Consider the following 25,082-nt stretch of genomic DNA (forward strand, 5'->3'; position numbering starts at 1 on the left):
AGCTTTTACTCCTCTTTCACGCTTCCATGTTCCACGTGAAACATTTTCTTTTCGTTGTATTTTTGTATAAATGCGAGCTGCGAGGATTCAATTGCAGTAACGAAAACCTGCGTATCCATTTCGAGCAACCCATCAATAAATTGTTCTCTTTTATCAGAGTCTAACTCAGCACCAACATCGTCAAGTAAAAATATACTCCTTCGTTGCGTTGCCGAGTTGAACAGCTTTGTCTGGGCCATTTGTAATGCAGCCACAGCCATTCTCAGCTGCCCTCTCGACAAAAGCTCCTGGGCGTTTACCCCATTCACTTTAAGCCTTAAATCTGCTTTGTGAGGCCCAGAGAAGGTATGTCCTATTTTACCATCATACTCACGTTTTTTAACTAAGCTTTCTGATAAAGCGACATCTTTTTCCCACCCTTTATAGTAACTTAATTCCACGTTAAAGTTCGGAAGAAATTCTTCTGCATAATTTTTAAAAATAGGTGTAAGAGTATCGACATAGTTCTGCCGCATTGACGTTAACGTCTCACCTAGTGAGACGAACTGTGACTCCCAATACTGGTTTTGTGGTGCGGTCAAGTTTGCTTGCTGTTTTAATAATGCGTTTCTATGTTTTAAGAACTTGCCATACTGATTAGCAAGAGACTGAAATTGATGTTCCACGTGAAACAATCCCCAATCACAGAATCGACGACGTTCAGATGGCGAACCAATAATTAAGTCAGTACTTTGGGGGGTAAAAAGTTGGACCGGTACAAGGCTCACTAAATCGGACAATTTGTTTGAGTGTTCCCCATTAATACTACAGGTAAAGGTCTCATTTCGACTTCGTTGGAAACCAAGTTTTAACTCTTCCCCTGCCTCCGTTTTGCAAGAAGCGAAGACACTAAAGCTTTCTCTCTCATTTTGAATAACAGAGCTATGTTTATTCGTTCTAAAAGAACGGCCAAAACCTAAGTAGTAGAGCGCTTCAATTAAAGATGACTTTCCACTGCCATTTGCACCTTTAATAATAGTTAAAGATGCTGAAGGATAAAGCGTTACAAAAGTAAGATTACGGAACTGAGTAATCTGGACGCGGTCCAGTTTCATGAGGTCACACTAAAGATAAAAAAGAAGCGATAAATAACAAAACTTATCGCTTCTTGGATTGGATACGTGAATAACAAAATTGAGTCGTTATACGAAAACGATGCTAGTACTTCTATAGAGGAGACTATAGTCGCATTGGCATAATTACATATAGCGCGGCATCATCAGCATCATCTTCGATAAGCGCACTCGCGTTAGAATCTGACAGGCTTACTTTTACGCCATCAGACCCAAGCGCATTTAACACATCTATAAGATAGGCAACATTGAAACCAATTTCTAAATCATCGCCTTGATACTGAACATCAACGATTTCTTCTGCTTCTTCTTGCTCAGGGTTATTTGCCGTTATTTTAAGTTCGCCAGAGGATAGGTTTAAACGTACACCTCTGAACTTTTCATTAGATAATATAGCTGCGCGCGAAAAAGCTTCTTTAAGTACCGCTTTGCTCGCAATAATCTCTTTGTCACCATTTTGAGGTAATACACGACGATAGTCTGGAAACCTACCATCAACAAGCTTTGAGGTGAAAATAAAATCGTTTGAGAATATACGTAGGTGATTGGCACCAATTTGTACTTTTAGCGATTTATCATCTTCACTAATAAGACGAGAAATTTCCAATACCCCTTTTCGAGGGATAATCACCTGGCGAGACGGTAACGCAGTTTCATAGTTTAAACGGCAAAGCGCTAAACGGTGACCGTCCGTAGCAACGGTTCGAATGATATTCTCTTCAGTTTCAAGGGACATACCATTTAAATAATAGCGCACATCTTGTTGAGCCATAGAAAAACTAGTTGCGTCGATAAGACGTTTTAAGTCGCTACACGATAATTCGAACTCAACCTCACCTTCCCAATCTTCAAGATTAGGATAATCGTTAGCAGATAATGTTGAAAGCGTATAGCGACCTCGTCCAGCCCGAATAAGCGCTTTACTTCCATCTAACGAAAAATGAATATCTGTACCTTCAGAAATTCCACGAATGATATCGAAGAGTTTTTTCGCAGGAACAGTAATTTCACCTTCGGTGAATTCGCCTTCTAGTTTCACACTAGAAATTAGCTCCACCTCTAAATCTGTACCGGTGAGCCAAAGTGCGTCCTCACTAACCTTAATAAGAACGTTAGAAAGAATTGGCAATGTATGTCGACGCTCGACAGCACCTGACACAAGTTGTAGGGGTTGTAAAAATTGTTCGCGGCTTATAGAAAATTTCATCGCAGTGCTATCTCGCCTCTAAAGTCGTGTTGTTAGGAAGACAAAGTCCTAATGAGGTTCTTATAGTCCTCTTTTATATCATGACTTTCTTCTCTTAGCTGCTCTATTTTTCTGCACGCATGCAAAACGGTAGTGTGGTCTCTCCCACCGAAGGCATTGCCTAATTCAGGCAGACTGTGATTGGTCAGCTCTTTAGCCAACGCCATCGCTACTTGGCGAGGACGGGCCACGCTACGACTACGTCTTTTCGACAGAATATCAGCTACTTTTATCTTATAATAATCGGCGACAGTTTTCTGAATATTATCAACGGTTACTAACTTTTCCTGAAGCGCTAATAAGTCGCGCAGGGCTTCGCGCACGAAATCAATGGTAATAGGTCGGCCCGTAAAGTTCGCATTTGCAATAACTCGGTTCAATGCGCCCTCTAGCTCACGTACATTCGAGCGCAAGCGCTTAGCAATGAAGAACGCAACTTCATTTGGTAAGTGAATGCGGTTTTCAGCCGCTTTGCGCATTAAGATGGCAACACGGGTCTCAAGTTCAGGTGGCTCGATAGCAATAGTTAAGCCCCACCCAAAGCGCGACTTCAATCTATCCTCAACCCCATCAATCTCTTTGGGATACCTATCAGAGGTTAAGATAATTTGCTGGTTGCCCTCTAATAGCGCATTGAACGTATGGAAGAACTCTTCCTGCGAACGCTCTTTGTTAGCAAAGAATTGGATATCGTCAATAAGTAGCGCATCGACGCTTCGATAGAAACGTTTAAAATCTTCTATAGCATTATTTTGAAGCGCCTTAACCATGTCTTGTACGAAACGTTCAGAGTGCATGTAAACTATTTTTGCATCGCCATTATTCGCAACAATACCATTACCTACCGCATGCAATAAGTGAGTTTTACCTAAACCTGTTCCGCCGTAAATAAACAATGGGTTATAAGAACCGCCTGGATTATTTGCTACCTGAGTAGCCGCCGCACGCGCGAGCTGGTTGGATTTACCCTCAACGAAATTATCGAATTGATAAGTCGGATTAATATTGCTTTTATGTTTCATCGCTTCAGGGATCGGGATCACCTTTGGCGACGTTGACGAACGTGGCGCGTGATTACCGTAATGATTCTGACCACTCGGATCTACATTTTGTGCAGTAGTGTTATTGTGATCAGCTCGCTGTGAATAAGCGCCTTGATCCCTATTTTGCTCTTTATAATTAAAGTGATCACTACCGTTAGCCCCCATCGCCGCATTGCTGTTTTGAGGTAATGTGGACTGACGCTGATACGCCGAATGCTGGCCCTGGCTTTCGTCGTTGCGGTTAGTGAATTGCGGCGCGCTGGAATGCGAATTAGCTCCCGGATACGGCGAATTTACAGTAGTAGAACTACTGGTGTAGCTATCACCATTTGTACTATGTACTGAACCAGAGGCATTCCCCGCGGACGGCTGAGAACGGTTTACGCTATTGCGGCTCATTACCTCTAAACGCAATTGGGGCACATCGGCTCCAGCAAACTCCCTTAGCAGAGCAGTGATATTATTTAGGTACTTGTCTCTTACCCAATCAAGTACGAAACGATTAGGAGCATATAGTGCTACAACATCGCCCTGCTCTTCACAAACAAGCGGTCGTATCCACATACTAAATTGCTGCGTAGGTAGTTCTTGACGCAGTCTTTCAAGACATTGGTTCCACAAGGACATGGTACGTTGTTAGCTCCCGTAACTCGCTAAAGAAACCACCCTTTTGAAAGCCAAGCATAGAATAGCAGGCACTAAAGCGCGCCATTAGAAGAAAATAGCGTTGGAGGTGTAGAGTAGCAGCGAGAAATTTAAGTTTTCATTTTAATCGCTGTGGATTATCTTACGTTATCAACATAATGTAAATGGCGATCCTGCTCGATCTTTTCGATCAAAACCTTAACTCATTGATTTAAAAAACATTAACCTTTAGATCAAATCTAACTATAAGCAGAAAAAATCATTCTAAATTTCACTAAGAAAACCGCTAGATCGCCTTGCAATTTACATCTAACGTCATGTTTTTCACAATTCGCTGTGGATAACCTGAGTCAAATTTATGCGTTATTCACAAGTAAATTGTGTAAAAAACAGAGTTATCGTTCAAAAAACAGCATAAATTGTTCACTTATTCGTCCGAAAAGCGAGAATATGCATTGACAGCAGGCCCCGAGATCTCTAGAATTCAGCGTCCTTTTTCGATGGGCTTTTCTGGTGAAAACACCGCATTGTTCTGGCAACAGTATAATGTGTTACCAAAAACGCCTATGTTTAACTAAATATAAGTGAGACTTTGGTCATGAAAAGAACATTTCAACCGAGCAATCTAAAGCGCAAGCGTTCTCACGGTTTTCGTGCTCGTATGGCGACTAAAAATGGTCGTAAAGTACTAGCAGCTCGCCGTGCAAAAGGCCGCGCTCGTCTTTCTGCTTAATAAGAAAGACGCCAAAAGTGGGTGAGAATAATTTTTCAAGGGAGTTACGTCTGTTAACTCCCACCCACTTTACCTTTGTGTTTGATGACGCAACCCCTGCTGTATCCCCCTCTTTTACTGTTCTAGCTAGAAAAAATACACTCTCTAATCCTCGTTTGGGTATTACGCTTGCTAAAAAACGTATTCGTAAAGCTCACGATAGAAATCGGTTAAAGCGATTAGTTAGAGAGAGTTTTCGGCATAAGCAGCACAACTTACCCAATGTCGATATTATCGTTATTGGCAAGTCAGGCGCTGACAACCTTAGCAACCAAGAAGTTTTCGCTACATTGGACAAGCTATGGAAAAAATTAAACAAGCGTTGCGGCAACTCTTAATTGCTGTGCCTTTGGCCTTGATAAAATTTTATCAATGGTTCATTTCCCCGATATTAGGGCAACGATGTCGTTTCCATCCTTCTTGTTCTTGGTATGCTATAGACGCATTAAAAACACACGGATTAGTAAAAGGCGGTTGGTTATCTATTAAACGCATATTAAAATGCCACCCTTTGCATGCCGGCGGATATGATCCAGTGCCGGAAAAACAACAAGATAAACACTCAAAATAAAGAGACCTCTATGGAATCGCAACGTAGTTTTCTGATAATTGGCCTTGCGCTAGTTAGCTTTTTGCTTTGGCAATCATGGCAAAAAGATTATGGGCCGCAGCCAGTTGTGCCTGTTGAGCAACAACAAACGCAAGAAACAGCACAAGGTGTACCTTCATTCAATGATAACGGTAGTGAAGATGTACCTAGCAGTGATAGCGTGCCCGCTGCACAGCCTGTTGCTGCGGCGCAAAACACGAACCGTATTATTGAAGTAAAAACCGATACGCTAGACTTACGCATCGATTTGTTAGGCGGTGATGTAGTATCAGCAGACTTACTTAAGTTTCCAGTAGAGCAAGGTTCGGACATTCCTTACAGCCTGCTACGTTCTGGCAACGGTCTATATGTCGCGCAAAGCGGTCTTATTGGCGCTCAGGGTCCAGATGCAAGCAGCAGTGGCCGCCCCGTATATAATGCGCAAAGTGAATTCTATGAAATGACGGGCGACACTCTTGTAATTCCTCTAACCTGGAAAAACAATCAAGGCTTGGCTATCACCAAAACCTTCACTTTCACAAAAGGGCACTACGACGTAAACGTAAGCTATAGCGTTGAAAATGGTACCGGGAGTGCGGCAACAGTTCAGCCGTATGCACAGCTTAAGCAAGTGATGGAGTTTGAAGACGACGGCAACATGTTTATGCCAACGTACCGTGGTGCCGCTTATTCAACGGAAGACGATCGCTACCAAAAGTACTCGTTTGACGATATCGAAGATGAAAAGCTGCGTGAAACAACCAAGGCCGGTTGGGTTGGCATGCTAGAACACTACTTTGTGTCAGCCTGGGTACCTTCACAAGAGCAAACTAATACGCTTTACTCGCGTAACTTGAAAAATCAGTATGCAGTAATTGGTGTTCTATCACCGTCTGAAAGCGTAGCCCCTGGTGAAACCAAAACTATTGCGTCTACCCTATATATGGGCCCGAAAGACCAAGATAAGCTTGCCAAGATTGCCCGCGGTTTAGATCTAACTGTTGATTACGGCATTCTTTTCTGGATTTCACAGCCACTGTTCGCCCTACTTACTTTCCTGCATAGCTTAGTTAATAACTGGGGTGTGGCAATTATCCTTATCACTATTGTAGTGAAAGGTGCCATGTACTGGCTAACTAAAAAACAATACGAGTCAATGGCACGTATGCGCAACTTAGCGCCTAAGATGCAACAGCTTAAAGACCGCTTTGGCGATGACAGACAAAAAATGTCACAAGCTATGATGGAGCTGTACCGCAAAGAAAAAGTAAATCCGATGGGCGGCTGTTTACCCCTTCTTCTGCAAATGCCTATCTTCCTAGCCCTTTACTGGGTGCTGATGGAAAGTGTTGAATTACGCCACGCAGACTTCGTGCTTTGGATAACTGACCTTTCTACAAAGGACCCATACTTTGTACTGCCTATTCTAACAGGCGCAAGTATGTACCTATTGCAAAAGCTACAGCCGACCACCATTACTGATCCAATGCAGCAAAAAATCATGCAGTGGATGCCGGTAGCAATGAGTGTGTTCTTCCTGTGGTTCCCTGCAGGTCTGGTACTATACTGGCTAGTGAGTAACGTAATTACCTTGGTTCAAGCCAAAATGATTTATGCTTCCATGGAGAAGCGGGGCATCAGCAGTAAATAACACGCTGATCAATAAATTATACAGCCCGCCTATGCGGGCTGTTTTGTCTTAAAAGATAGAGGATTAACCTGTGCCATCATTTGATATTGTTTCTGAAATCAACATGGAAGAAGTTCGTAACGCCACCGAGAACGCCAGTCGCGAACTATCCACGCGTTTTGACTTTCGCGGCATCGACGCCAGTTTTGAATACAAAGATAAAACCGTAGTTATGAAAGCCGAAGCTGAATTCCAACTTCAGCAGATGGAAAGCATGTTTCGAACAGCGATGTCTAAGCGCAATGTAGACACCTCTTCGATGGATGTGAAGCCTTATGACGCCCATGGTAAAACCTATCGCCAAACCATTGCGTTTAAAGAAGGTATTGAACAGCCAACGGCAAAGAAGATTGTAAAGCTAGTTAAAGACGCCAAAATTAAAGTGCAAACCGCCATTCAAGGTGAAGAGCTTCGCGTAACAGGTAAAAAGCGCGATGATTTACAGCAAGTGATAGCACTCGTAAAAGAATCTAATTTAGGTCAACCTTTTCAATTTAAGAACTTCCGCGACTAATTTATGGAATCACTCACCCTTTCTACCGACACTATTACCGCACAGGCCACGGCACCAGGACGTGGCGGCGTAGGTATAGTGCGCGTATCCGGCCCAAAGGCTAAAGCCATTGCTGAGGCACTGGTTCCTAGTGCGTTGACACCACGTATTGCAACCTATACGCCGTTTGTTGACGCCAACAACAGTGTGATAGACCAAGGTATCGCCCTATTTTTTAAAGGCCCAAACTCGTTTACAGGTGAAGATGTGCTTGAATTACAGGGCCATGGCGGTCAGGTAGTGATGGATATGCTGATTGATGCTGTACTAGCTACAGGTCATGCTCGCTTAGCCAATCCGGGTGAATTCAGTGAACAGGCCTTTTTGAATGATAAGTTAGACCTTGCGCAGGCAGAGGCGATTGCTGACTTAATTGATGCAAGCTCGAAACAGGCTGCGAAAAGTGCGCTTCGTTCATTGCAGGGTGAGTTTTCCACACAAATTCAGATCTTATCTGACCAAATTGTACACCTTCGTATGTTTGTCGAGGCCGCTATCGACTTTCCTGAAGAAGAAATCGACTTTTTGTCTGATGGAAAAGTTTCAGGTGACTTAAGCGCAATTATGCAAAGCTTAACAAAAGTGCGCGAACAGGCTAAACAAGGCACCTTGTTGCGCGAAGGTATGCAGGTGGTGATTGCGGGGCGCCCTAATGCGGGTAAATCGAGTTTGTTAAATGCCTTAGCAGGACGTGACAGCGCTATTGTTACTGATATTGCCGGTACTACACGCGATGTACTAAAAGAGCACATTCACATTGATGGTATGCCGGTACATATCATCGATACTGCAGGTCTTCGTGAAAGCCCAGATAAAGTAGAACAAATAGGCATTGAGCGCGCATGGCAAGCTATTAACGAAGCTGACCATGTGCTGTTTGTTGTGGACTCTACCGCAACGTCGGTTATCGACCCTTATGAGATTTGGCCAGAATTTATGGCGCGACTGCCACAAGGGATCCCCGTTACAGTGGTGCGCAATAAAGCTGACTTAAGTACTTTAGACATCGGACAAAGCACGGTTGCTACCGAACAAGGCGATATCTCGATTATCAACTTATCAGCCAAAGAAGGTAGCGGTGTTGATACGCTAAAAGCGCATCTAGCAAAAACCATGGGCTTTGATACGACCACTGAAGGTCAGTTTATTGCTCGAAGACGACACATAGATGCACTTGATCAAGCCTACAGCTATGTAAGCACAGGTGAACAACAGCTACACGATGCCATGGCCGGTGAATTACTTGCTGAAGAATTACGCTTGGCGCATCAGGCGCTATGTGAGATAACCGGTGAGTTCACATCCGACGATTTGCTTGGCAAGATTTTTTCGTCGTTTTGTATCGGCAAGTAGCGTAACCAATAAAGTGTTAAGTAAGATGGTAAATAACCTAACGGATAAGACTTACTTGCGTTAAGACGACAATTGTAAATAGAGAAGTAACCCATTAATGAGCAAGCACTTTGAAATAATTGTTGGCACTATGTTAGGTGCCGCAGAGTACGTGGCAGATGCCATTGCAGAAAAACTTGATGCAAAGGGGCACACCTACACTATTCATGCTGAACCGAGTTTAGAAGAGATCAATACAGACTCAACGTGGATCGTTTGTACGTCTACCCATGGTGCAGGTGAACTACCTGACAATATCCAACCGTTTGCAAAACAGCTAGAAAATGCTGATCTAAGCTCAGTTAACGCCTACGTTATTGGCCTGGGCGACACCAGCTACGACACCTTTTGTTTCGGTGCGAAAGAAATGGAGAAGCACATAGCAAAGGCTGGTGGAACATTAATCACTGATGCCCTTTACATCGATGTGCTTGAACATCCTATTCCTGAAGATGCTGCAGTAGAGTGGTTTGAAGAAAAGCTGGCAAATGCTTAACAAGAGCTTCAATGTGGACATTGCGCTATGAACAGCAACCTCACCCAAGCTGAACTCGCTGCATTACAATCCCCTCTTTCTAACGACTGTCGGGTACTTTATTTACTCGGCCTTCGCCCGGATGCAAATTCAGCGACCACATCGTCTGCGCCTATTGATTACAAGCAACTATTAAATTTACTAAACGGCGATGACAAAGAAGCGCCTTATCAGCGTGGCCGGCAGGTCAACAGCTTAGTAAGACAGCTTGAACAGGTGGGTTTAGTTGCCCTGCCCCTGGAGCTTGACCTTGATCACACGATTAATGGGAAAACGCTTCTTCTTCCGCTTTTAAGTGAGCCACAGTCAGACTTTGAGCAACTCCATGCTCGTCATAGTGCCATGAGCCCAAATTGGACGCCTAATAAAGCGCTGTTTGAAGAAATGGCCTCGCTACTTGGTATTATCGACAAGACTTTTGATGACAACGAGGTGGGTGAATTCATCGCCTACTGGTTGGGAAGACCAAGCTCCGTGTTTAGTGAATTTCAATGGACACAAAAATTTGCTAACAATATCAAGCGCAAACGCTTGGCTTCAGGCTACGCTCCAACAAAAGTGGTAGGAACGCAGCAAGTGAAAGTTGCAGCCGGCATAGAAGCAGATGATAATGCAAGAAAGCTGGTTGAAAAGTATGCCGCAACAAAGAAGAGTTAATTCATTATGGATCGTATAACTGACAAAATTGCTAATCTTGCCAAAGCGCTTAAAAAAGATGTCGATCCCAATGGTGAGTACATCGACTACAAGACGCTGCGCAAGCAGTATGAAGCGAAAGCTAACGAAGAAGTGTCACAACTACAGCAGCGCAGTAAGAAAGCGCGTGTAGAAGCGATCCATGGCCGTTCTGACTTAAATCCGAAGTGGACGTTTGCCAACTTAGTGGAAGACAGTGACGATGTCATAGAAGCGGTTTCTATTGCGCAGTCGTTTATTGCGGCTCATGATGATCCAGCGTGGCGCCAAAGTGGCTCTCATATGATGATTTTCTATGGCGATTATGGTCGCGGTAAGTCACATATTGCAGGTGCTATTGCCCATCAACTTATCGAGCAATATGAGATTTCTGTGCTGTACCGTCAACTTTCGACTCTGCTCGAAATGCGCAACTTTTCCTTTGATTTCTCCGCTACCGATAATGCTAGTCAGCGTTTTCGAGAAATAAACCAAGAGCTTTTAGACGTAGATCTGCTTATTTTAGATGAAGTCTGTGTGAACGAGTCTGCACTAAAGAAAAACGCACAGAGCTGGTTTGGGAACTTGCTGAGACAGCGCTTAGTAAATAAGAAAAACTGTATCTTAATCACTAATCACAACTTAGCTGAACTGGAAAATGCTCTTGGTCGTTATTGCTTCGAGTCCATAAAAGAATACGACACTTACAAGGTACGATTCCAAGGTCCTAGCCGCCGTGAAGGCCTAACTATCGAACAAGAAGATATGCAAGGTTCTGTTGCACAGCCACGCTATCAACCTAACCAGGTGCGTTAATAGCACCTGGTTTACACCCTTTCAATATATTACTTTTCTTCGCTTTCTCCTTTATAAACGCTTATTCACCTCTCAGTTTGCGCTATTAGAGAACGGATCAATTTGCCTGCTCAACACTCGTTTAACTAAGCGACCACTTTTACAATTCATAGATATGAATATCGATCCCATTAATTTATACGGTTGAGTCTTCTATATTCCTCAGATTTTGGTTTTAACTGCGACTATATTTTGTTCAGCATTAATGTTTTTTTCTCGAAAAATAGCCTATCTTGAAAAAAATAATTTCGTTGTTGATAAAACAATGCACTTTTTTAGAAAAGCGCACAATTGCGATCGGGCGATCTAATCACAGCTTTTCGAGAAGATCTCCTCCACAATAAGATCGCGCTATAACGCACGTAGTTACACGATCTTTAGATCATAATACATAAATAGCAAACATTTTATCCCCAGCTGGATCACATCTTGATCACCCCTGTGGATAGGATCCTACAAACCACTGTGTATAAGCTTTGATCCAAAAAAGAATAACTTTTCAAACAAATCAGGGTGTGGATAAAAAGGGTATTTATACACAAGTTTGAAGTAGGGTTATGGATCGGGGTTTCCCAATGTTGTTGATCGCGTAACTTGATGATCTTTATGTTCTTTGATCGGTTACCCACAGATCTTGATGATCCTAATAAAAGTAAAAATAAACAGATCTAAAAGAGATCTTAAGATCTTATTATTCGATCACGCGTTTTTAAAAACAGGTTTTGAGGAAAATTTAATCATTTTCTTTATGCAATAAGTCAGATAAAATACGCGCCCTTTTTTCGACAGTGTTGACTTGAGAAAAATTAGTTTTTAATCGGCTTATCGTAAGTTAATAGTGAGGTTTAACCATGTTTTATGCTGAAGCATTTGATGTCATCGTAGTAGGTGGTGGACATGCAGGTACAGAGGCGGCACTTGCAGCTGCTCGCATGGGAGTGAATACGCTTTTGCTAACTCACAATATCGAAACGATCGGTCAGATGTCCTGTAACCCAGCAATCGGCGGGATCGGAAAAGGACATCTTGTAAAAGAGATCGATGCGTTAGGTGGCGCAATGGCACTGGCGATCGACAAGGGTGGAATTCAATTTAGAACATTGAATTCTTCAAAGGGTCCAGCGGTACGAGCAACACGTGCACAAGCTGACAGGACGCTTTATAAAAACGCCATTCGAGATATTGTTGAAAACCAAGAGAACTTAACCTTGTTTCAACAAAGCGTTGACGATCTTATTGTTGAAAACGATCAGGTCTGCGGTGTGGTTACGCAAATGGGGCTGAAGTTTAAAGCTAAGTCTGTCGTACTCACAGTAGGCACCTTCCTCGGCGGCACGATTCACATAGGACTTGAAAACTATCGCGGCGGTCGTGCAGGCGATCCACCGTCTATCGCACTTGCAGATAGACTACGTGCGCTCCCTTTTCGCGTTGAACGTTTAAAAACGGGGACCCCAGCACGGCTTGATGCGCGTTCGTTAGACTTTTCTGTGATGCAACCTCAGCCGGGTGATAATCCAACACCGGTATTCTCGTTTATGGGTGACAGAACCATGCACCCTACGCAGATCCCTTGTTACATCACACATACTAACGAAAAAACCCATGATATCATTCGCGGGGGCTTAGACCGCTCGCCAATGTTCACCGGCGTTATCGAAGGTATTGGGCCTCGTTACTGCCCGAGTATTGAAGATAAGATAACCCGTTTTGCTGACAAGACCTCGCACCAAATTTTTGTTGAGCCAGAGGGCTTAAACAGCATTGAAGTTTATCCTAATGGTATATCTACAAGCTTGCCTTTTGACGTGCAAATGAACCTTGTTCGTTCGATCAAAGGTTTTGAAAACGCACATATTGTTCGCCCTGGTTATGCTATTGAGTACGACTTCTTTGATCCAAGGGATTTGAGACAAACGCTAGAAACCAAATTTATTAAGGGCTTGTTCTTTGCTGGCCAGATCAATGGTACTACTGGTTACGAAGAAGCGGGCGCACAAGGCTTAGTAGCTGGCGCGAATGCGGCACTACAGGTTCAAGAGAAGGATCCACTGACTTTACGTCGTGATCAAGCGTACATGGGCGTACTTATTGACGATTTAGCGACAATGGGTACGAAAGAGCCATACCGCATGTTCACTAGCCGTGCTGAATACAGACTGCTGCTTCGTGAAGATAATGCCGATAGTCGTCTAACCGCGATGGGCCGCGAGATTGGTCTTGTTGACGATGCGCGCTGGGCGAAATTTAACGACAAGATGGAAGCGGTCGAAAGCGAACTACAGCGCCTTCGCGGACAGTGGATCCATCCTGATCATGCAGCTACACCTGAACTCAATCCTATGTTAAAAAATCCGGTGAGCCGCGAGCATTCTCTTGAAGAACTGATACGCCGACCTGAAATGACTTATAGTCAGTTAATGGAAATTGAGAGCATAGGTCCGGGCCTTGAAGATCCGATAGCGGCAGAGCAAGTTGAAATTCAAATTAAGTACGCTGGCTACATTGCCCGTCAAATGGATGAGATTGCGAAAACGCAGCGACACGAAAATACATTGTTGCCGGTTGATATGGACTTCAGCAAGATTTCTGGCCTGTCGAACGAGGTTGTTGCCAAACTAACGGAAGCTAGACCAGAAACAATCGGTAAAGCGTCGCGCATTTCGGGCATTACCCCGGCGGCTATTTCTTTACTGCTGGTTTATCTTAAAAAACACGGCATGTTACGTAAGCAAGAGAAAATTAGCGCGTAAAACACGCGCTTAACTCATCAGGCTACTCGCAGCGCTTAGTTTTTCCTATTTATTCGCGTATTATGCTAATCATAATTGCCTAACTATGTGAAAACTAGAAAAACTAGGCGCTTACCATACAGTTCTATTGTTCCTTTTCACTAGCGTCGTGCGGCTTCTACTAAAAGTACATTTGATTTGTACGTGAAGAAGTTGCGTTGGTTAACGATGGCAAAAAGTGTGACAAATGCATAAAACAAATTACGGTTCGCCGCTAATGTTTATGCTAAAGACTGAGTTAAGTTAAAAACTTCAACGCGAACAGAAAGATTTTTTAATGACGATACAGCAAGAATTGCGCACCATTTTGGTTTCTGGACTTGATGCTCTTTCACTTGATTTGAGTGACAAGCAACAGCAGCAGTTAGTTGACTATGTGATGCTTATGGATAAATGGAATAAGGCGTACAACCTTACTTCTGTGCGCGACCCTAAGCAAATGATGGTCAAACACATTCTGGACTCGTTAGCGATTGTCCCCTTTCTTGATGGCGACAATATCATTGATGTTGGTACAGGGCCTGGCCTTCCTGGTATGCCGTTGGCTATTGCGTTCCCAGATAAATCTTTTACGCTGCTTGACTCACTAGGCAAACGCGTACGATTTATGACGCAATGTGTGCACACGCTTGGATTAACTAATGTAACTCCAGTGCAAAGCCGCGTCGAACAGCACAATGGCGAGACGCCCTACGATATTGTTTTAAGCCGAGCTTTCGCTTCGCTAAAAGATATGTTGCACTGGTGTCAGCATCTGGTAGATTCTGAAGGTCAATTTTTGGCGCTTAAGGGTCAGTTTCCAAAAGATGAGATAGAAGAAGTAAGTAATTACTTCCATGTGAGTAAAACGGAAAACCTCACTGTGCCAAATTTAGTAGGCGAACGACATCTGGTTTGGCTAAAAAAGAAATAGCCGAAAAATAGAAATAGACGAGAACAGGATCTAACGTGGCTAAGGTAATCGCGATCGCGAATCAGAAAGGTGGTGTTGGAAAGACAACCACTGCAGTTAACGTGGCAGCGTCAATGGCAGCAACCAAACGTAAGGTGTTGCTGATTGATCTCGATCCACAGGGTAATGCGACCATGGGCAGCGGCGTTGATAAATACGACGTTGAATCTACGGCGTTTGAGTTGTTGATTGAAGAAAAGCCAATTAACGATGTTATCGTTAAAGCGACAAGCGGCAAGTATGACCTTATCGCCGCTAACGGTGATGTTACCGCAGCAGAAATTAAGCTGATGGAAATGTTTGCCCGTGAAGTACGGCTTCGTAATGCGTTAAAGCCAGTTATGGACTATTACGATTTTGTCTTTATCGACTGCCCGCCGTCACTTAACCAGTTAACCGTGAACGCCTTAGCTGCAGCTGATTCGGTAATGGTTCCGATGCAGTGCGAATACTATGCACTTGAAGGTCTTACTGCTCTTATGGATACCATTCAAAAATTGGCGTCAGTGGTGAATCCTGAATTGAAGATTGAAGGCGTATTGCGTACTATGTACGACCCGCGCAACCGCCTTGCTAACGACGTTTCAGAACAGTTGAAGCGCCATTTTGGTGAACAGGTTTATCGTACGGTTATTCCGCGCAATGTTCGCCTAGCTGAAGCGCCAAGCTTCGGCACGCCAGCGATGTACTATGATAAGTCATCGACAGGTGCTAAAGCCTACCTAGCATTGGCCGGTGAAATACTGCGCCGTAGGGACAAAACATCGCCTAAACAGGCAAAAGCTAGTTAAACACAATAAGCTGAATACCATCAGCACATGCCATAGAGGACACTATGTCAGCACGTAAAAGAGGCCTTGGCCGCGGTTTAGATGCGCTACTCGCAACCAGCCAATCATCTGCTCAAAAAGAACAAGATGCCGCCGAGGTAAATTCAACCAACGGTGAGTTAAGCAAGCTCCCTATTGAATACTTAGTGCCGGGCAAGTATCAGCCTCGTAAAGACATGTCGCCTGAGGCATTAGAAGAGTTGGCCTCTTCAATTCGAGCACAAGGTATTATACAGCCTATTGTTGTGAGAAAGGTCGATGAACACCGTTATGAGATTATCGCCGGTGAACGTCGCTGGCGAGCTTCGCAGCTAGCACAACTAGACGAAGTGCCGTGCTTAGTCAAAAACGTACCTGATGAAGCGGCGGTTGCCATAGCCCTTATCGAGAATATTCAGCGTGAAGACCTTAACGCAATGGAAGAGGCTCAGGCGCTAGACCGCTTGATGAGCGAATTCGCGTTAACTCATCAAGAAGTGGCCGAAGCGGTAGGAAAATCTCGTACAACTGTCACTAATCTGCTTCGTTTAAACAATCTAAACGACGATGTAAAACTGCTGGTTGAGCATGGCGATATTGAAATGGGTCATGCCCGGGCGCTTTTAGCTTTAGAAGGTGAAACCCAGTCAGAAACAGCGCAAGTGGTATCGGGCAAAGGCCTTACCGTACGTGACACCGAAAAGCTTGTGAAAAAGCTTTTAGAGCCTGCAAAGCCTAAGCCTGAGAAGAAAGTTGATCCTGATGTTCAAAATCTTATGACTCGACTTTCAGAAAATTTAGGTACGCCTGTGGTTATCGACCATAACGCTAAAGGCAAAGGTAAGCTCACGATAAGTTTTAGCGACCTTGAACAATTAGACGGAATTATCTCTAAGATTCAATAGGTTAAGTTGATAAAAACCGAAGTAATTCCCTTGCCTACCCGCAATTGAAATGCTGTCCAATACTACTAGCGGACACTCTCCTTTCCGGTTATAGCAATAGAAAATTTTCAGAATAACTTTCAAAAAGCGATGTACTGTTGAAAATTGTCGGTAAAACAGTATACTTCTGACGCTTTTTGTAAGACGTGAACAAGCTGCGGGTAAAAGTGACGAACAAGTTAGCAAAACGCGGGCTAGACCTCGCTAAAAAAGGGCTACTTTTTCAGGTTGTCACGGCACTGCTCGTTACAGTCATTGCTGGCGCCTCTGGGGGAGCTCATTCAGCTGTATCAGCAGCGGCAGGTGCAGTGACTAGCATTTTGCCTAATATCGCGTTTGCGGCGTTTGCGTTTCGTTACGCAGGGGCAAGTAAAAACCAACTTGTTGCACGGAGTTTTAGCCAAGGCTCGAAATTGAAGCTGGCATTGACAATTATTTTATTTGTAATTGCTTTTAAAGGTTTAAACGCCGCGCCATTAGAAATCTTTCTGGCGTTTGTGATTACAACGGCTAGCCACGGTCTAGCCATGTTTCATTACGGTACGAAACAATAAAGACAACGCAAGGCGTTGCGATAACGAAAACCATATATTCGACCGAACGAAACACAAGAACCAGTCACCAAATTTTTACACTTTACAACTTGGGTTAAACAATGGCATCTGAATATACTACCTCAGAATACATCAAGCACCACTTGACCAATGCCACCATGTGCTCAACTGACAACGGAATTGCTTTTAACAAAGCGTGTTCTGACGCCGGTTTTTGGGCGTGGCATGTTGATACATTGGCATGGTCTATTGGTCTTGGTCTTCTTTTTCTAATCATTTTTAGAAGCGTTGCATCAAAAGCGACAACGGGCGTACCTGGCAAAATGCAGGCGTTTGTTGAGCTTGTTGTTGAATTCGTTGACGACAATGTAAAAAGCACTTTCCACGGTAAAAGCGCATTAATCGCGCCATTAGCTTTAACCATCTTTGTTTGGGTATTGCTGATGAACCTTATGGATCTTGTTCCAGTTGACTTGCTACCTACCATCGCGGGCCTAATTGGTTCTTCAGCGTTTGGTATGGACCCTCATGACGTATACATGAAGGCGGTACCAACCACTGACCTTAACCTTACGTTTGCGCTAGCAGCGGGTGTATTCATCCTAATTCTTTACTATTCAATCAAGATGAAAGGCATTGGTGGCTTTACTAAAGAGCTTACGATGCAGCCTTTCGGTCACCCGCTTTTCATTCCGGTGAACTTTATTCTTGAAACCGTTACTTTGCTTGCGCGTCCGCTTTCACTAGCGCTACGTTTGTTCGGTAACCTATACGCGAGTGAGCTAATCTTCATCCTTATCGCGACGATTGGCTACTTCCAGCTTCCACTGCACTTCATGTGGGCTGTGTTCCATATTCTGGTACTTCCGCTTCAGGCGTTTATATTCATGATGCTAACCATCGTGTACTTAAGCCTAGCGGCAGAAGACCACTAAGAATTAACGGGTACCGGGAATACGTTTGTCGGTACCGTTTTTAACCGAGTTTTATTTTAAACATTAACCTTAACTAAACTTTAAATCGGAGATTTAAACATGCTTGCAATCGCAGTTGCTATCCTAATTGGTATGGGTGCTCTTGGTACCGCTATCGGCTTCGGTCTTCTAGGTGGTAAATTCCTAGAGTCTGCTGCTCGTCAACCAGAACTTGCACCACAACTACAAGTTAAAATGTTCATCGTAGCGGGTCTTATCGATGCTATCGCGATGATCGGTGTTGGTATCGCACTATTCCTATTGTTCGCTCCACCTCAATACCTACTTTAATTCATACTCTAGCGAACTTTTATGAGGAGAGGCGATAGTGAATATTAACGCCACTTTTATTGGTCAATTAATCGCCTTCGCTGTGTTCGTGGTGTTCTGCATGAAATATGTATGGCCGCCGCTAATCGCAGCGATTGAAGAACGTCAGAAGAAGATTGCCGATGGCCTTGAAGCTTCTGAACGTGCAGAGAAAGACCTAGAGCTAGCTCAAGCGAAAGCAACTGAGCAGCTTAAAGATGCGAAAGCGCAAGCAGCTGAAATTATCGAGCAGGCTAAAAAGCGTGCCAACCAATTGGTTGACGATGAAACGCAAAAAGGCCATGCGGAACGCGAAAAAATTATCGCTTCTGGTTATGCCGAGATTGAAGCTGAACGCAATCGTGCCAAAGAAGATTTGCGCAAGCAGGTTTCTGCTCTTGCAGTAGCTGGCGCACAGCAAATCTTACAACGTGAAATCGATGCTAACGCACAAAACGACATTGTTGAAAAACTTGTCGCTGAGCTTTAATTGGGAGATGAGCCATGTCTGAATTGACTACTGTTGCTCGTCCTTATGCTAAAGCTGCTTTCGATTTTGCTGTCGAGAAAAATGCCGTTGCAAAATGGCAAGAAATGCTCACCTTCGCAGGTGAAGTAGCAGTAAATGAAGATATGCACCAGTTGCTAACTGGTGCTATCGCCGCTGATACACTAGCCGACATTTTTAATAATGTGTGTGGTGAGCAACTCGACGAACACGGTCAAAACCTAGTAAAGGTTCTGGCTGAGAATAAACGTTTAGCCGCGTTGCCTGAAATTTCTACTTTGTTTGATGCGTTTAAAGCAGATTACGATAAAGAAGTAGAAGTGGACGTAACCTCAGCATCTACGCTGACTGATGCCCAAACAAATGAATTGGTAGCATCTTTGGAAAAACGTTTGGCACGTAAAGTGAAGCTTAATTGTAACGTGGACCCTGCCCTGATCGCTGGAATGGTAATAAATGCCGGTGATACAGTAATTGATGGTTCCGTAAAGTCGAAATTGAACCGTCTAGCAGACGCGTTGCAAGCATAACGGGGATAAGAGCATGCAACTTAATTCCACTGAAATTGCTGAACTGATCAAGAAAAGAATTGAACAGTTCAATGTAAGCAGTGAAGCACGTAATGAAGGTACTATCGTCGCAGTAACTGACGGTATTATCCGCATTCATGGCCTTGCAGATGTAATGCAGGGTGAAATGATTGAGCTTCCTGGAAGCCGTTACGCAATTGCACTAAACCTTGAGCGAGACTCTGTAGGTGCAGTTGTTATGGGTCCTTATGCGGACCTGAAAGAAGGCGATAAAGTACAATCTACTGGCCGTATTCTTGAAGTACCAGTAGGTACCGCACTTCTTGGTCGTGTTGTAAACACACTAGGTGAACCTATTGATGGTAAAGGCGCAATTGACGCGGCTGGTTTCGAGCCAGTTGAAAAAATTGCACCTGGCGTAATTGAACGTCAATCAGTAGACCAGCCAGTACAAACTGGTTATAAGTCAGTTGATGCCATGATCCCAGTAGGTCGTGGTCAGCGTGAGCTTATCATCGGTGACCGTCAGTGTGGTAAAACAGCAATGGCTGTTGACGCTATCATCAACCAAAAAGGTACAGGCATTAAGTGTGTGTACGTAGCGGTTGGTCAGAAAGCGTCTACTATCGCTAACGTAGTACGTAAACTAGAAGAGCACGGTGCCCTTGACCACACTATCGTGGTAGCAGCATCTGCTTCTGAGTCTGCAGCGCTTCAATACCTAGCGCCTTACTCTGGTTGTACTATGGGTGAATACTTCCGTGACCGCGGTGAAGATGCGCTAATCGTATATGATGATTTGTCTAAGCAAGCTGTTGCTTACCGTCAAATCTCACTACTACTTAAGCGTCCACCAGGCCGTGAAGCTTACCCAGGTGACGTATTCTACCTTCACTCACGTCTACTAGAACGTGCTGCACGTGTAAACGAGCAATACGTTGAGCGTTACACTAATGGTGAAGTGAAAGGTAAGACTGGTTCATTGACTGCGCTTCCTATTATCGAAACGCAAGCTGGTGACGTATCTGCATTCGTACCAACTAACGTAATCTCAATTACCGATGGTCAGATTTTCCTAGAAACTGACTTGTTTAACGCAGGTATCCGTCCAGCGGTTAACGCTGGTATCTCGGTATCTCGTGTTGGTGGTGCTGCACAGACTAAAATCATCAAGAAATTGGGTGGCGGTATCCGTCTAGCTCTAGCTCAGTATCGTGAACTTGCGGCGTTCTCGCAGTTTGCTTCTGACCTTGATGATGCAACTCGTGAGCAACTTGAGCACGGTGAGCGCGTAACTGAGCTAATGAAGCAGAAGCAGTACGCTCCACTATCAATTGCTAACATGGGTGTATCTCTGTTCGCGGTAGAAAAAGGTTTCCTTAAGGGTATCGAGCTTAACAAAATCCTAGATTTTGAAGCCGCTCTTCACTCTTACATGAACAGCGAACACGCTGACCTTATGAAGACTATCAACGAATCAGGTAACTACAACGACGAGATTGCCTCTAAGTTGAACGACGCTTTAACAAACTTTAAAGCGACACAAACTTGGTAATCAATGGTGCTGGTGTTTAACCACCAGCGCAATTCGTTGAGTAATCGGAGAGATAGTCATGGCCAGCGGTAAAGAAATAAAAGGTAAGATTGGGAGTATCAAAAATACTCAAAAGATTACCAGTGCGATGGAAATGGTTGCTGCGTCTAAAATGAAAAAGGCGCAGGAACGTATGGCTTCTGGCCGTCCATATGCACAAAATATGCTTAAAGTGATTGGTCACATTGCAAACGGTAACCTTGAATATCGCCATCCATATTTGGAAGAGCGTGAAGTCAAGCGCGTCGGTTACATTGTGATTTCCACTGACCGAGGCTTATGTGGTGGCTTGAACACCAATGAATTTAAGCTCGTCACCCAAGACGTCAAAAAATGGCGTGAACAGGGTGTAGAAGTGGATTTCGCTGCATTAGGTTCTAAAGCGTGCAGTTTCTTCAACCGCTTTGGTGGCAAGTTGCTTGCTGCTGAATCTGGTTTAGGTGACAAGCCGTCTGTGAGCGATGTAGTGGGTGTTGTGCGCGTTATGCTTAAGGCGTACGACGAAGGGCAAATTGACCGAGTATTCTTGGTATTTAATGACTTCGTTAACACCATGACACAGAAACCTGTGATCAATCAGTTATTGCCTTTGCCAAAGTCAGAAGACGAAGAATATCAACATCGTTGGGACTACATCTACGAGCCAGATCCAAAAGAAATTTTGGAAGCACTAATGGTTCGTTACATTGAGTCTCAGGTGTATCAGGGTGTTGTAGAAAACGCGGCGTCAGAACAAGCTGCGCGAATGGTTGCCATGAAGGCAGCAACCGACAACGCCGGTAACCTTATTGATGAGTTACAACTGGTATATAACAAAGCGCGTCAGGCTGCGATCACACAAGAAATTAGTGAGATTGTTAGCGGTGCCGCAGCGGTGTAGGCAAAGGTTTAAAAGAGATAACGAGGACAAATTATGAGTCAAGGTAAGGTCGTCCAAATCATTGGCGCCGTTGTGGATATTGAGTTTCCACAAGATGCGGTACCAAGAGTTTATGACGCACTACGAGTTACCGAAGGTGACTTGTCAGGTCTAACCCTGGAAGTGCAACAGCAATTAGGTGGCGGTGTTGTTCGTGGCATCGCACTAGGTACTACTGACGGACTAAAACGTGGTCTTGCAGTAGAAAATACCGGTAACCCAATCATGGTTCCAGTTGGTACAAAGACACTAGGTCGTATCATGGACGTATTGGGTAACCCAATCGACGAAGCAGGCCCAATTGGTGAAGAAGAGCGTATGTCTATTCACCGTGAAGCGCCTAGCTACGAAGATCAGTCTAGCTCGGTAGAACTACTAGAAACTGGTATCAAAGTAATCGACTTGGTTTGCCCATTCGCTAAGGGTGGTAAAGTTGGTCTATTCGGTGGTGCGGGTGTAGGTAAAACCGTAAACATGATGGAACTTATCCGTAACATCGCGATCGAGCACAGCGGTTTCTCAGTATTCGCAGGTGTTGGTGAGCGTACTCGTGAGGGTAACGATTTCTATCACGAAATGAACGACTCAAACGTACTTGATAAAGTATCGCTTGTATATGGTCAGATGAACGAGCCACCGGGTAACCGTCTACGTGTTGCACTTACCGGTCTAACTATGGCTGAGAAGTTCCGTGACGAAGGTCGTGACGTTCTTTTCTTCGTAGATAACATCTATCGTTATACTCTAGCAGGTACTGAAGTATCAGCACTTCTAGGTCGTATGCCATCTGCGGTAGGTTACCAGCCTACTCTTGCAGAAGAGATGGGTGTACTTCAGGAACGTATTACGTCAACGAAGACTGGTTCAATCACCTCAATCCAAGCGGTATACGTACCTGCGGATGACTTGACTGACCCATCTCCAGCGACAACCTTTGCTCACTTGGATGCAACGGTAGTACTTTCTCGTGATATCGCGTCTCTTGGTATTTACCCTGCGGTAGACCCACTAGATTCAACGTCTCGTCAGCTAGACCCGCTAGTAATAGGTCAAGAGCACTACGACGTAGCACGTGGCGTACAGACTGTTCTTCAGCGTTATAAAGAGCTGAAAGACATCATCGCGATCCTAGGTATGGACGAACTATCTGAAGAAGACAAGCAAGTGGTATCACGTGCTCGTAAGATTCAGCGTTTCCTATCTCAGCCGTTCTTCGTAGCAGAAGTATTTACCGGTGCACCTGGTAAATATGTTTCTCTAAAAGACACAATCAGTGGTTTTAAAGGTATTCTAGACGGTGAGTATGATCACCTTCCAGAGCAGGCCTTCTACATGGTTGGTTCTATCGAAGAAGCGCTAGAGAAAGCCAAGAAAGCATAATGGCGGGGCTAGCATTAGCTAGCCTAGCATCATGCTAACGTACCTAATCAGGAGGTTCACATGGCAATGACAGTACATTTGGACGTAGTAAGCGCGGAGAAAGCGATTTTCTCTGGACGCGTTGAATCGATTCAGGTGACAGGTAGCGAAGGTGAATTGGGTATTAACCCAGGACACGCGCCACTTATCTCTGCTATTAAACCTGGTATGGTGCGTTTGGTTAAACAGCACGGTGAAGAAGAAGTTATTTATGTTGCAGGTGGTGTACTAGAAGTACAGCCTAACAACATTACCGTACTGGCTGATACCGCGGTTCGAGCTGAAGATCTTGACGAGCAGGCAGCACAAGAAGCCAAACGACGTGCAGAAGAGCACATCGCCAATCCAGGCGCTGACTTTAACTATGCCGAAGCAGCTCACGAGCTTGCAGAAGCAATTGCACAACTTCGTCTTATTCAGAAGTTACGCAAGTAAAAAGCACAGCTTTGAAAAAGCCCGCCATCTGGCGGGTTTTTTATTGTCGAACGAAAAGTGAACGTTCACATTCTCTAACGCTTATTTATATTGCTTACGCTGGCTTTAACGCTTAAGGTTGTGATGGTATCAGTAGCCCATGGGTATGCTTCTTTAGCGTTCTTTAAATTAAATGAAAGTAAGAAGAACTACCTTTAAATAATTATTTAAATAATGAAACTAAATCCATATTCAAATGCGCATAACGGTGTATTTATAGGATTGTATCCATTCTTATTGGTTGTTGTTCTTCTAGTTATACACTACTTCAGTGGTGTTTTAGCGCTGGACAATAACGGAAGCGTTCGTGAGCAAAGAGACTTTAATTCAGCAATTGGCATGACTTTGCTTTCTGGGTATTTTTGTCTTTGTTTACAACTAAATCATAAGAATGTACTAAGCACAATGATCTCAATATTGGTAAAAACAAACCAGTTGAGTCATTTGAGCCAACATAGGCAAAAACTTTTCACAAAATTCCAGCTACACACCATAAATAGCCTTATTACTGCTATTTTTGCGACTGTAATGTACGTAATTGTAGAAAACCTGCTTTTTTCCGAGGTAAAGTTGTATCAATACGTGATTACAGGATGTGCAGTACTTTTTTGGTTTTTGTTTTTTCTCTTTTTAATTCAGTCTACGTCAAACGTAAGCTATCTAAAAAAGCACGTACTAAGTCAAACTGAGAACTACATTGACTATTTAAACTCTCTCTCCTCTTTGGCTCGTTTATCCTTAACTAACGCGACTTTATCTATTGGCGCATTTTCTCTTTTCCCTATATTTTGGATAAACAAGAACGTTCCTTTTTTGGATATTGCTATGACGTTATTGGTTTTATGCATTATAGCGTTTTACCTATTTTACCCAGTTTTAAAGTTACATTCTCAGTGGCTTAACGGGAAAAATAAAAAGTGCAAAGAGCTTAATGAACGAGTGAACAAAGAGATGTCTTCAGAAAAGTTAGTGCTATCCGAGCAAGAATTAGAAGGGATAAATTCGCTATCGATAAATCTATACGGGGTTAAAGACAAAATAAGGTTTATTGCTTGCGCTCTATTAATAGCTATTTCTTGGGGGATCGTTTTAATTTTCTCCCCCAGCTTCAAAATGCACTTATAAGAGCCTGTACCTAATTTCTTCTTATGAATAAAGTTAATTTACTAGAAAACCTAACGTATCCCGTACTACTCG

26 protein-coding genes are annotated in these 25,082 nt (G+C 43.8%); 23 read left to right on the top strand and 3 right to left on the bottom strand.

What is annotated here, in order from left to right; translation table 11 throughout:
• Window positions 1–5: 5 nt before the first annotated feature.
• From recF to dnaA, 3 genes are all read right to left on the bottom strand, one after another.
• The gene (recF, locus tag D1814_RS07555; RefSeq protein ID WP_118491025.1) at window positions 6–1,094 is read right to left on the bottom strand and encodes a DNA replication/repair protein RecF; all 1,089 of its coding nucleotides are present in this window, start codon (window positions 1,092–1,094) and stop codon (window positions 6–8) included.
• 124 nt (window positions 1,095–1,218) lie between these two features.
• Window positions 1,219–2,319 (bottom strand): DNA polymerase III subunit beta, encoded by a 1,101-nt coding sequence (gene dnaN, locus D1814_RS07560; protein ID WP_118491027.1) that lies wholly within the window; start codon window positions 2,317–2,319, stop codon window positions 1,219–1,221.
• Window positions 2,320–2,351: 32 nt separating this feature from the next.
• Window positions 2,352–4,028, bottom strand: coding sequence for a chromosomal replication initiator protein DnaA (gene dnaA / locus D1814_RS07565; RefSeq protein ID WP_118491029.1), 1,677 nt, complete (start codon window positions 4,026–4,028; stop codon window positions 2,352–2,354).
• Between the two features lie 616 nt (window positions 4,029–4,644).
• On the opposite strand from dnaA, the gene rpmH reads away from it, so the two are divergent.
• The 23 genes from rpmH (at window position 4,645) to D1814_RS07680 (ending at window position 25,010) form a co-directional block, all read left to right on the top strand.
• Window positions 4,645–4,779 (top strand): 50S ribosomal protein L34, encoded by a 135-nt coding sequence (gene rpmH / locus D1814_RS07570; RefSeq protein ID WP_014290886.1) that lies wholly within the window; start codon window positions 4,645–4,647, stop codon window positions 4,777–4,779.
• 17 nt (window positions 4,780–4,796) lie between these two features.
• The gene (gene rnpA / locus D1814_RS07575) at window positions 4,797–5,156 is read left to right on the top strand and encodes a ribonuclease P protein component (RefSeq protein ID WP_118491031.1); all 360 of its coding nucleotides are present in this window, start codon (window positions 4,797–4,799) and stop codon (window positions 5,154–5,156) included.
• Window positions 5,141–5,389 (top strand): membrane protein insertion efficiency factor YidD, encoded by a 249-nt coding sequence (yidD, locus tag D1814_RS07580; RefSeq protein WP_205422076.1) that lies wholly within the window; start codon window positions 5,141–5,143, stop codon window positions 5,387–5,389. Before rnpA ends, yidD begins: the two co-directional genes overlap by 16 nt.
• A 10-nt stretch (window positions 5,390–5,399) precedes the next feature.
• Complete coding sequence (gene yidC, locus D1814_RS07585; RefSeq protein WP_118491033.1) at window positions 5,400–7,058, top strand: membrane protein insertase YidC; 1,659 nt, start codon at window positions 5,400–5,402, stop codon at window positions 7,056–7,058.
• Between the two features lie 70 nt (window positions 7,059–7,128).
• Window positions 7,129–7,611, top strand: coding sequence for a YajQ family cyclic di-GMP-binding protein (locus D1814_RS07590; RefSeq protein ID WP_118491035.1), 483 nt, complete (start codon window positions 7,129–7,131; stop codon window positions 7,609–7,611).
• Window positions 7,612–7,614: 3 nt separating this feature from the next.
• The gene (gene mnmE / locus D1814_RS07595; protein WP_118491037.1) at window positions 7,615–9,003 is read left to right on the top strand and encodes a tRNA uridine-5-carboxymethylaminomethyl(34) synthesis GTPase MnmE; all 1,389 of its coding nucleotides are present in this window, start codon (window positions 7,615–7,617) and stop codon (window positions 9,001–9,003) included.
• A gap of 97 nt (window positions 9,004–9,100) precedes the next feature.
• The gene (mioC, locus tag D1814_RS07600; RefSeq protein ID WP_118491039.1) at window positions 9,101–9,538 is read left to right on the top strand and encodes an FMN-binding protein MioC; all 438 of its coding nucleotides are present in this window, start codon (window positions 9,101–9,103) and stop codon (window positions 9,536–9,538) included.
• A 27-nt stretch (window positions 9,539–9,565) separates the two neighbouring features.
• Window positions 9,566–10,234, top strand: coding sequence for a DnaT-like ssDNA-binding domain-containing protein (locus D1814_RS07605; RefSeq protein ID WP_118491041.1), 669 nt, complete (start codon window positions 9,566–9,568; stop codon window positions 10,232–10,234).
• Window positions 10,235–10,240: 6 nt separating this feature from the next.
• Window positions 10,241–11,068, top strand: coding sequence for an ATP-binding protein (locus D1814_RS07610; RefSeq protein WP_071960318.1), 828 nt, complete (start codon window positions 10,241–10,243; stop codon window positions 11,066–11,068).
• An 890-nt stretch (window positions 11,069–11,958) separates the two neighbouring features.
• Window positions 11,959–13,860 carry a tRNA uridine-5-carboxymethylaminomethyl(34) synthesis enzyme MnmG gene (mnmG, locus tag D1814_RS07615; protein ID WP_118491043.1) on the top strand — a complete coding sequence of 634 codons (1,902 nt, stop codon included), beginning with the start codon at window positions 11,959–11,961 and terminating at the stop codon, window positions 13,858–13,860.
• A gap of 316 nt (window positions 13,861–14,176) precedes the next feature.
• The gene (gene rsmG / locus D1814_RS07620) at window positions 14,177–14,812 is read left to right on the top strand and encodes a 16S rRNA (guanine(527)-N(7))-methyltransferase RsmG (protein WP_118491045.1); all 636 of its coding nucleotides are present in this window, start codon (window positions 14,177–14,179) and stop codon (window positions 14,810–14,812) included.
• Between the two features lie 35 nt (window positions 14,813–14,847).
• Entirely contained in the window at window positions 14,848–15,642 is a 795-nt protein-coding gene (locus D1814_RS07625; protein WP_118491047.1) for a ParA family protein, read from the top strand.
• Between the two features lie 44 nt (window positions 15,643–15,686).
• Window positions 15,687–16,565 carry a ParB/RepB/Spo0J family partition protein gene (locus D1814_RS07630; RefSeq protein ID WP_118491049.1) on the top strand — a complete coding sequence of 293 codons (879 nt, stop codon included), beginning with the start codon at window positions 15,687–15,689 and terminating at the stop codon, window positions 16,563–16,565.
• A 206-nt stretch (window positions 16,566–16,771) separates the two neighbouring features.
• Window positions 16,772–17,158: an ATP synthase subunit I gene (locus D1814_RS07635; protein WP_118491051.1), complete on the top strand. Its 387-nt coding sequence runs from the start codon at window positions 16,772–16,774 to the stop codon at window positions 17,156–17,158.
• Window positions 17,159–17,259: 101 nt separating this feature from the next.
• Window positions 17,260–18,093, top strand: coding sequence for a F0F1 ATP synthase subunit A (gene atpB, locus D1814_RS07640; protein ID WP_118491053.1), 834 nt, complete (start codon window positions 17,260–17,262; stop codon window positions 18,091–18,093).
• Between the two features lie 99 nt (window positions 18,094–18,192).
• Window positions 18,193–18,423 (top strand): F0F1 ATP synthase subunit C, encoded by a 231-nt coding sequence (atpE, locus tag D1814_RS07645; protein ID WP_075177146.1) that lies wholly within the window; start codon window positions 18,193–18,195, stop codon window positions 18,421–18,423.
• A 37-nt stretch (window positions 18,424–18,460) separates the two neighbouring features.
• A complete protein-coding gene (atpF, locus tag D1814_RS07650) occupies window positions 18,461–18,931 on the top strand; it encodes a F0F1 ATP synthase subunit B (RefSeq protein ID WP_118491055.1) in 471 nt (156 codons plus the stop codon).
• Between the two features lie 14 nt (window positions 18,932–18,945).
• Window positions 18,946–19,479 (top strand): F0F1 ATP synthase subunit delta, encoded by a 534-nt coding sequence (gene atpH / locus D1814_RS07655; protein WP_025257159.1) that lies wholly within the window; start codon window positions 18,946–18,948, stop codon window positions 19,477–19,479.
• A 13-nt stretch (window positions 19,480–19,492) separates the two neighbouring features.
• Window positions 19,493–21,034, top strand: a complete 1,542-nt coding sequence (atpA, locus tag D1814_RS07660) for a F0F1 ATP synthase subunit alpha (RefSeq protein WP_118491057.1) — start codon at window positions 19,493–19,495, stop codon at window positions 21,032–21,034.
• Between the two features lie 58 nt (window positions 21,035–21,092).
• The gene (gene atpG / locus D1814_RS07665; protein WP_012520217.1) at window positions 21,093–21,953 is read left to right on the top strand and encodes a F0F1 ATP synthase subunit gamma; all 861 of its coding nucleotides are present in this window, start codon (window positions 21,093–21,095) and stop codon (window positions 21,951–21,953) included.
• A gap of 33 nt (window positions 21,954–21,986) precedes the next feature.
• The gene (gene atpD / locus D1814_RS07670; RefSeq protein ID WP_025257162.1) at window positions 21,987–23,372 is read left to right on the top strand and encodes a F0F1 ATP synthase subunit beta; all 1,386 of its coding nucleotides are present in this window, start codon (window positions 21,987–21,989) and stop codon (window positions 23,370–23,372) included.
• Between the two features lie 60 nt (window positions 23,373–23,432).
• A complete protein-coding gene (locus D1814_RS07675) occupies window positions 23,433–23,846 on the top strand; it encodes a F0F1 ATP synthase subunit epsilon (RefSeq protein WP_012520215.1) in 414 nt (137 codons plus the stop codon).
• A gap of 213 nt (window positions 23,847–24,059) precedes the next feature.
• Window positions 24,060–25,010, top strand: coding sequence for a hypothetical protein (locus tag D1814_RS07680; protein WP_118491060.1), 951 nt, complete (start codon window positions 24,060–24,062; stop codon window positions 25,008–25,010).
• Window positions 25,011–25,082: the final 72 nt, after the last annotated feature.

This window comes from Alteromonas sp. BL110 (assembly GCF_003443615.1).
Classification (GTDB): Bacteria; Pseudomonadota; Gammaproteobacteria; order Enterobacterales; family Alteromonadaceae; genus Alteromonas.

Coding starts and splice junctions, on each gene's coding strand:
- recF (WP_118491025.1), bottom strand. CDS start 1,094: ATGAAACTGGACCGCGTCCAGATTACTCAGTTCCGTAATCTTACTTTT.
- dnaN (WP_118491027.1), bottom strand. CDS start 2,319: ATGAAATTTTCTATAAGCCGCGAACAATTTTTACAACCCCTACAACTT.
- dnaA (WP_118491029.1), bottom strand. CDS start 4,028: ATGTCCTTGTGGAACCAATGTCTTGAAAGACTGCGTCAAGAACTACCT.
- rpmH (WP_014290886.1), top strand. CDS start 4,645: ATGAAAAGAACATTTCAACCGAGCAATCTAAAGCGCAAGCGTTCTCAC.
- yidC (WP_118491033.1), top strand. CDS start 5,400: ATGGAATCGCAACGTAGTTTTCTGATAATTGGCCTTGCGCTAGTTAGC.
- mnmE (WP_118491037.1), top strand. CDS start 7,615: ATGGAATCACTCACCCTTTCTACCGACACTATTACCGCACAGGCCACG.
- mioC (WP_118491039.1), top strand. CDS start 9,101: ATGAGCAAGCACTTTGAAATAATTGTTGGCACTATGTTAGGTGCCGCA.
- D1814_RS07605 (WP_118491041.1), top strand. CDS start 9,566: ATGAACAGCAACCTCACCCAAGCTGAACTCGCTGCATTACAATCCCCT.
- D1814_RS07610 (WP_071960318.1), top strand. CDS start 10,241: ATGGATCGTATAACTGACAAAATTGCTAATCTTGCCAAAGCGCTTAAA.
- mnmG (WP_118491043.1), top strand. CDS start 11,959: ATGTTTTATGCTGAAGCATTTGATGTCATCGTAGTAGGTGGTGGACAT.
- rsmG (WP_118491045.1), top strand. CDS start 14,177: ATGACGATACAGCAAGAATTGCGCACCATTTTGGTTTCTGGACTTGAT.
- D1814_RS07630 (WP_118491049.1), top strand. CDS start 15,687: ATGTCAGCACGTAAAAGAGGCCTTGGCCGCGGTTTAGATGCGCTACTC.
- atpB (WP_118491053.1), top strand. CDS start 17,260: ATGGCATCTGAATATACTACCTCAGAATACATCAAGCACCACTTGACC.
- atpE (WP_075177146.1), top strand. CDS start 18,193: ATGCTTGCAATCGCAGTTGCTATCCTAATTGGTATGGGTGCTCTTGGT.
- atpH (WP_025257159.1), top strand. CDS start 18,946: ATGTCTGAATTGACTACTGTTGCTCGTCCTTATGCTAAAGCTGCTTTC.
- atpA (WP_118491057.1), top strand. CDS start 19,493: ATGCAACTTAATTCCACTGAAATTGCTGAACTGATCAAGAAAAGAATT.
- atpG (WP_012520217.1), top strand. CDS start 21,093: ATGGCCAGCGGTAAAGAAATAAAAGGTAAGATTGGGAGTATCAAAAAT.
- atpD (WP_025257162.1), top strand. CDS start 21,987: ATGAGTCAAGGTAAGGTCGTCCAAATCATTGGCGCCGTTGTGGATATT.
- D1814_RS07675 (WP_012520215.1), top strand. CDS start 23,433: ATGGCAATGACAGTACATTTGGACGTAGTAAGCGCGGAGAAAGCGATT.
- D1814_RS07680 (WP_118491060.1), top strand. CDS start 24,060: ATGAAACTAAATCCATATTCAAATGCGCATAACGGTGTATTTATAGGA.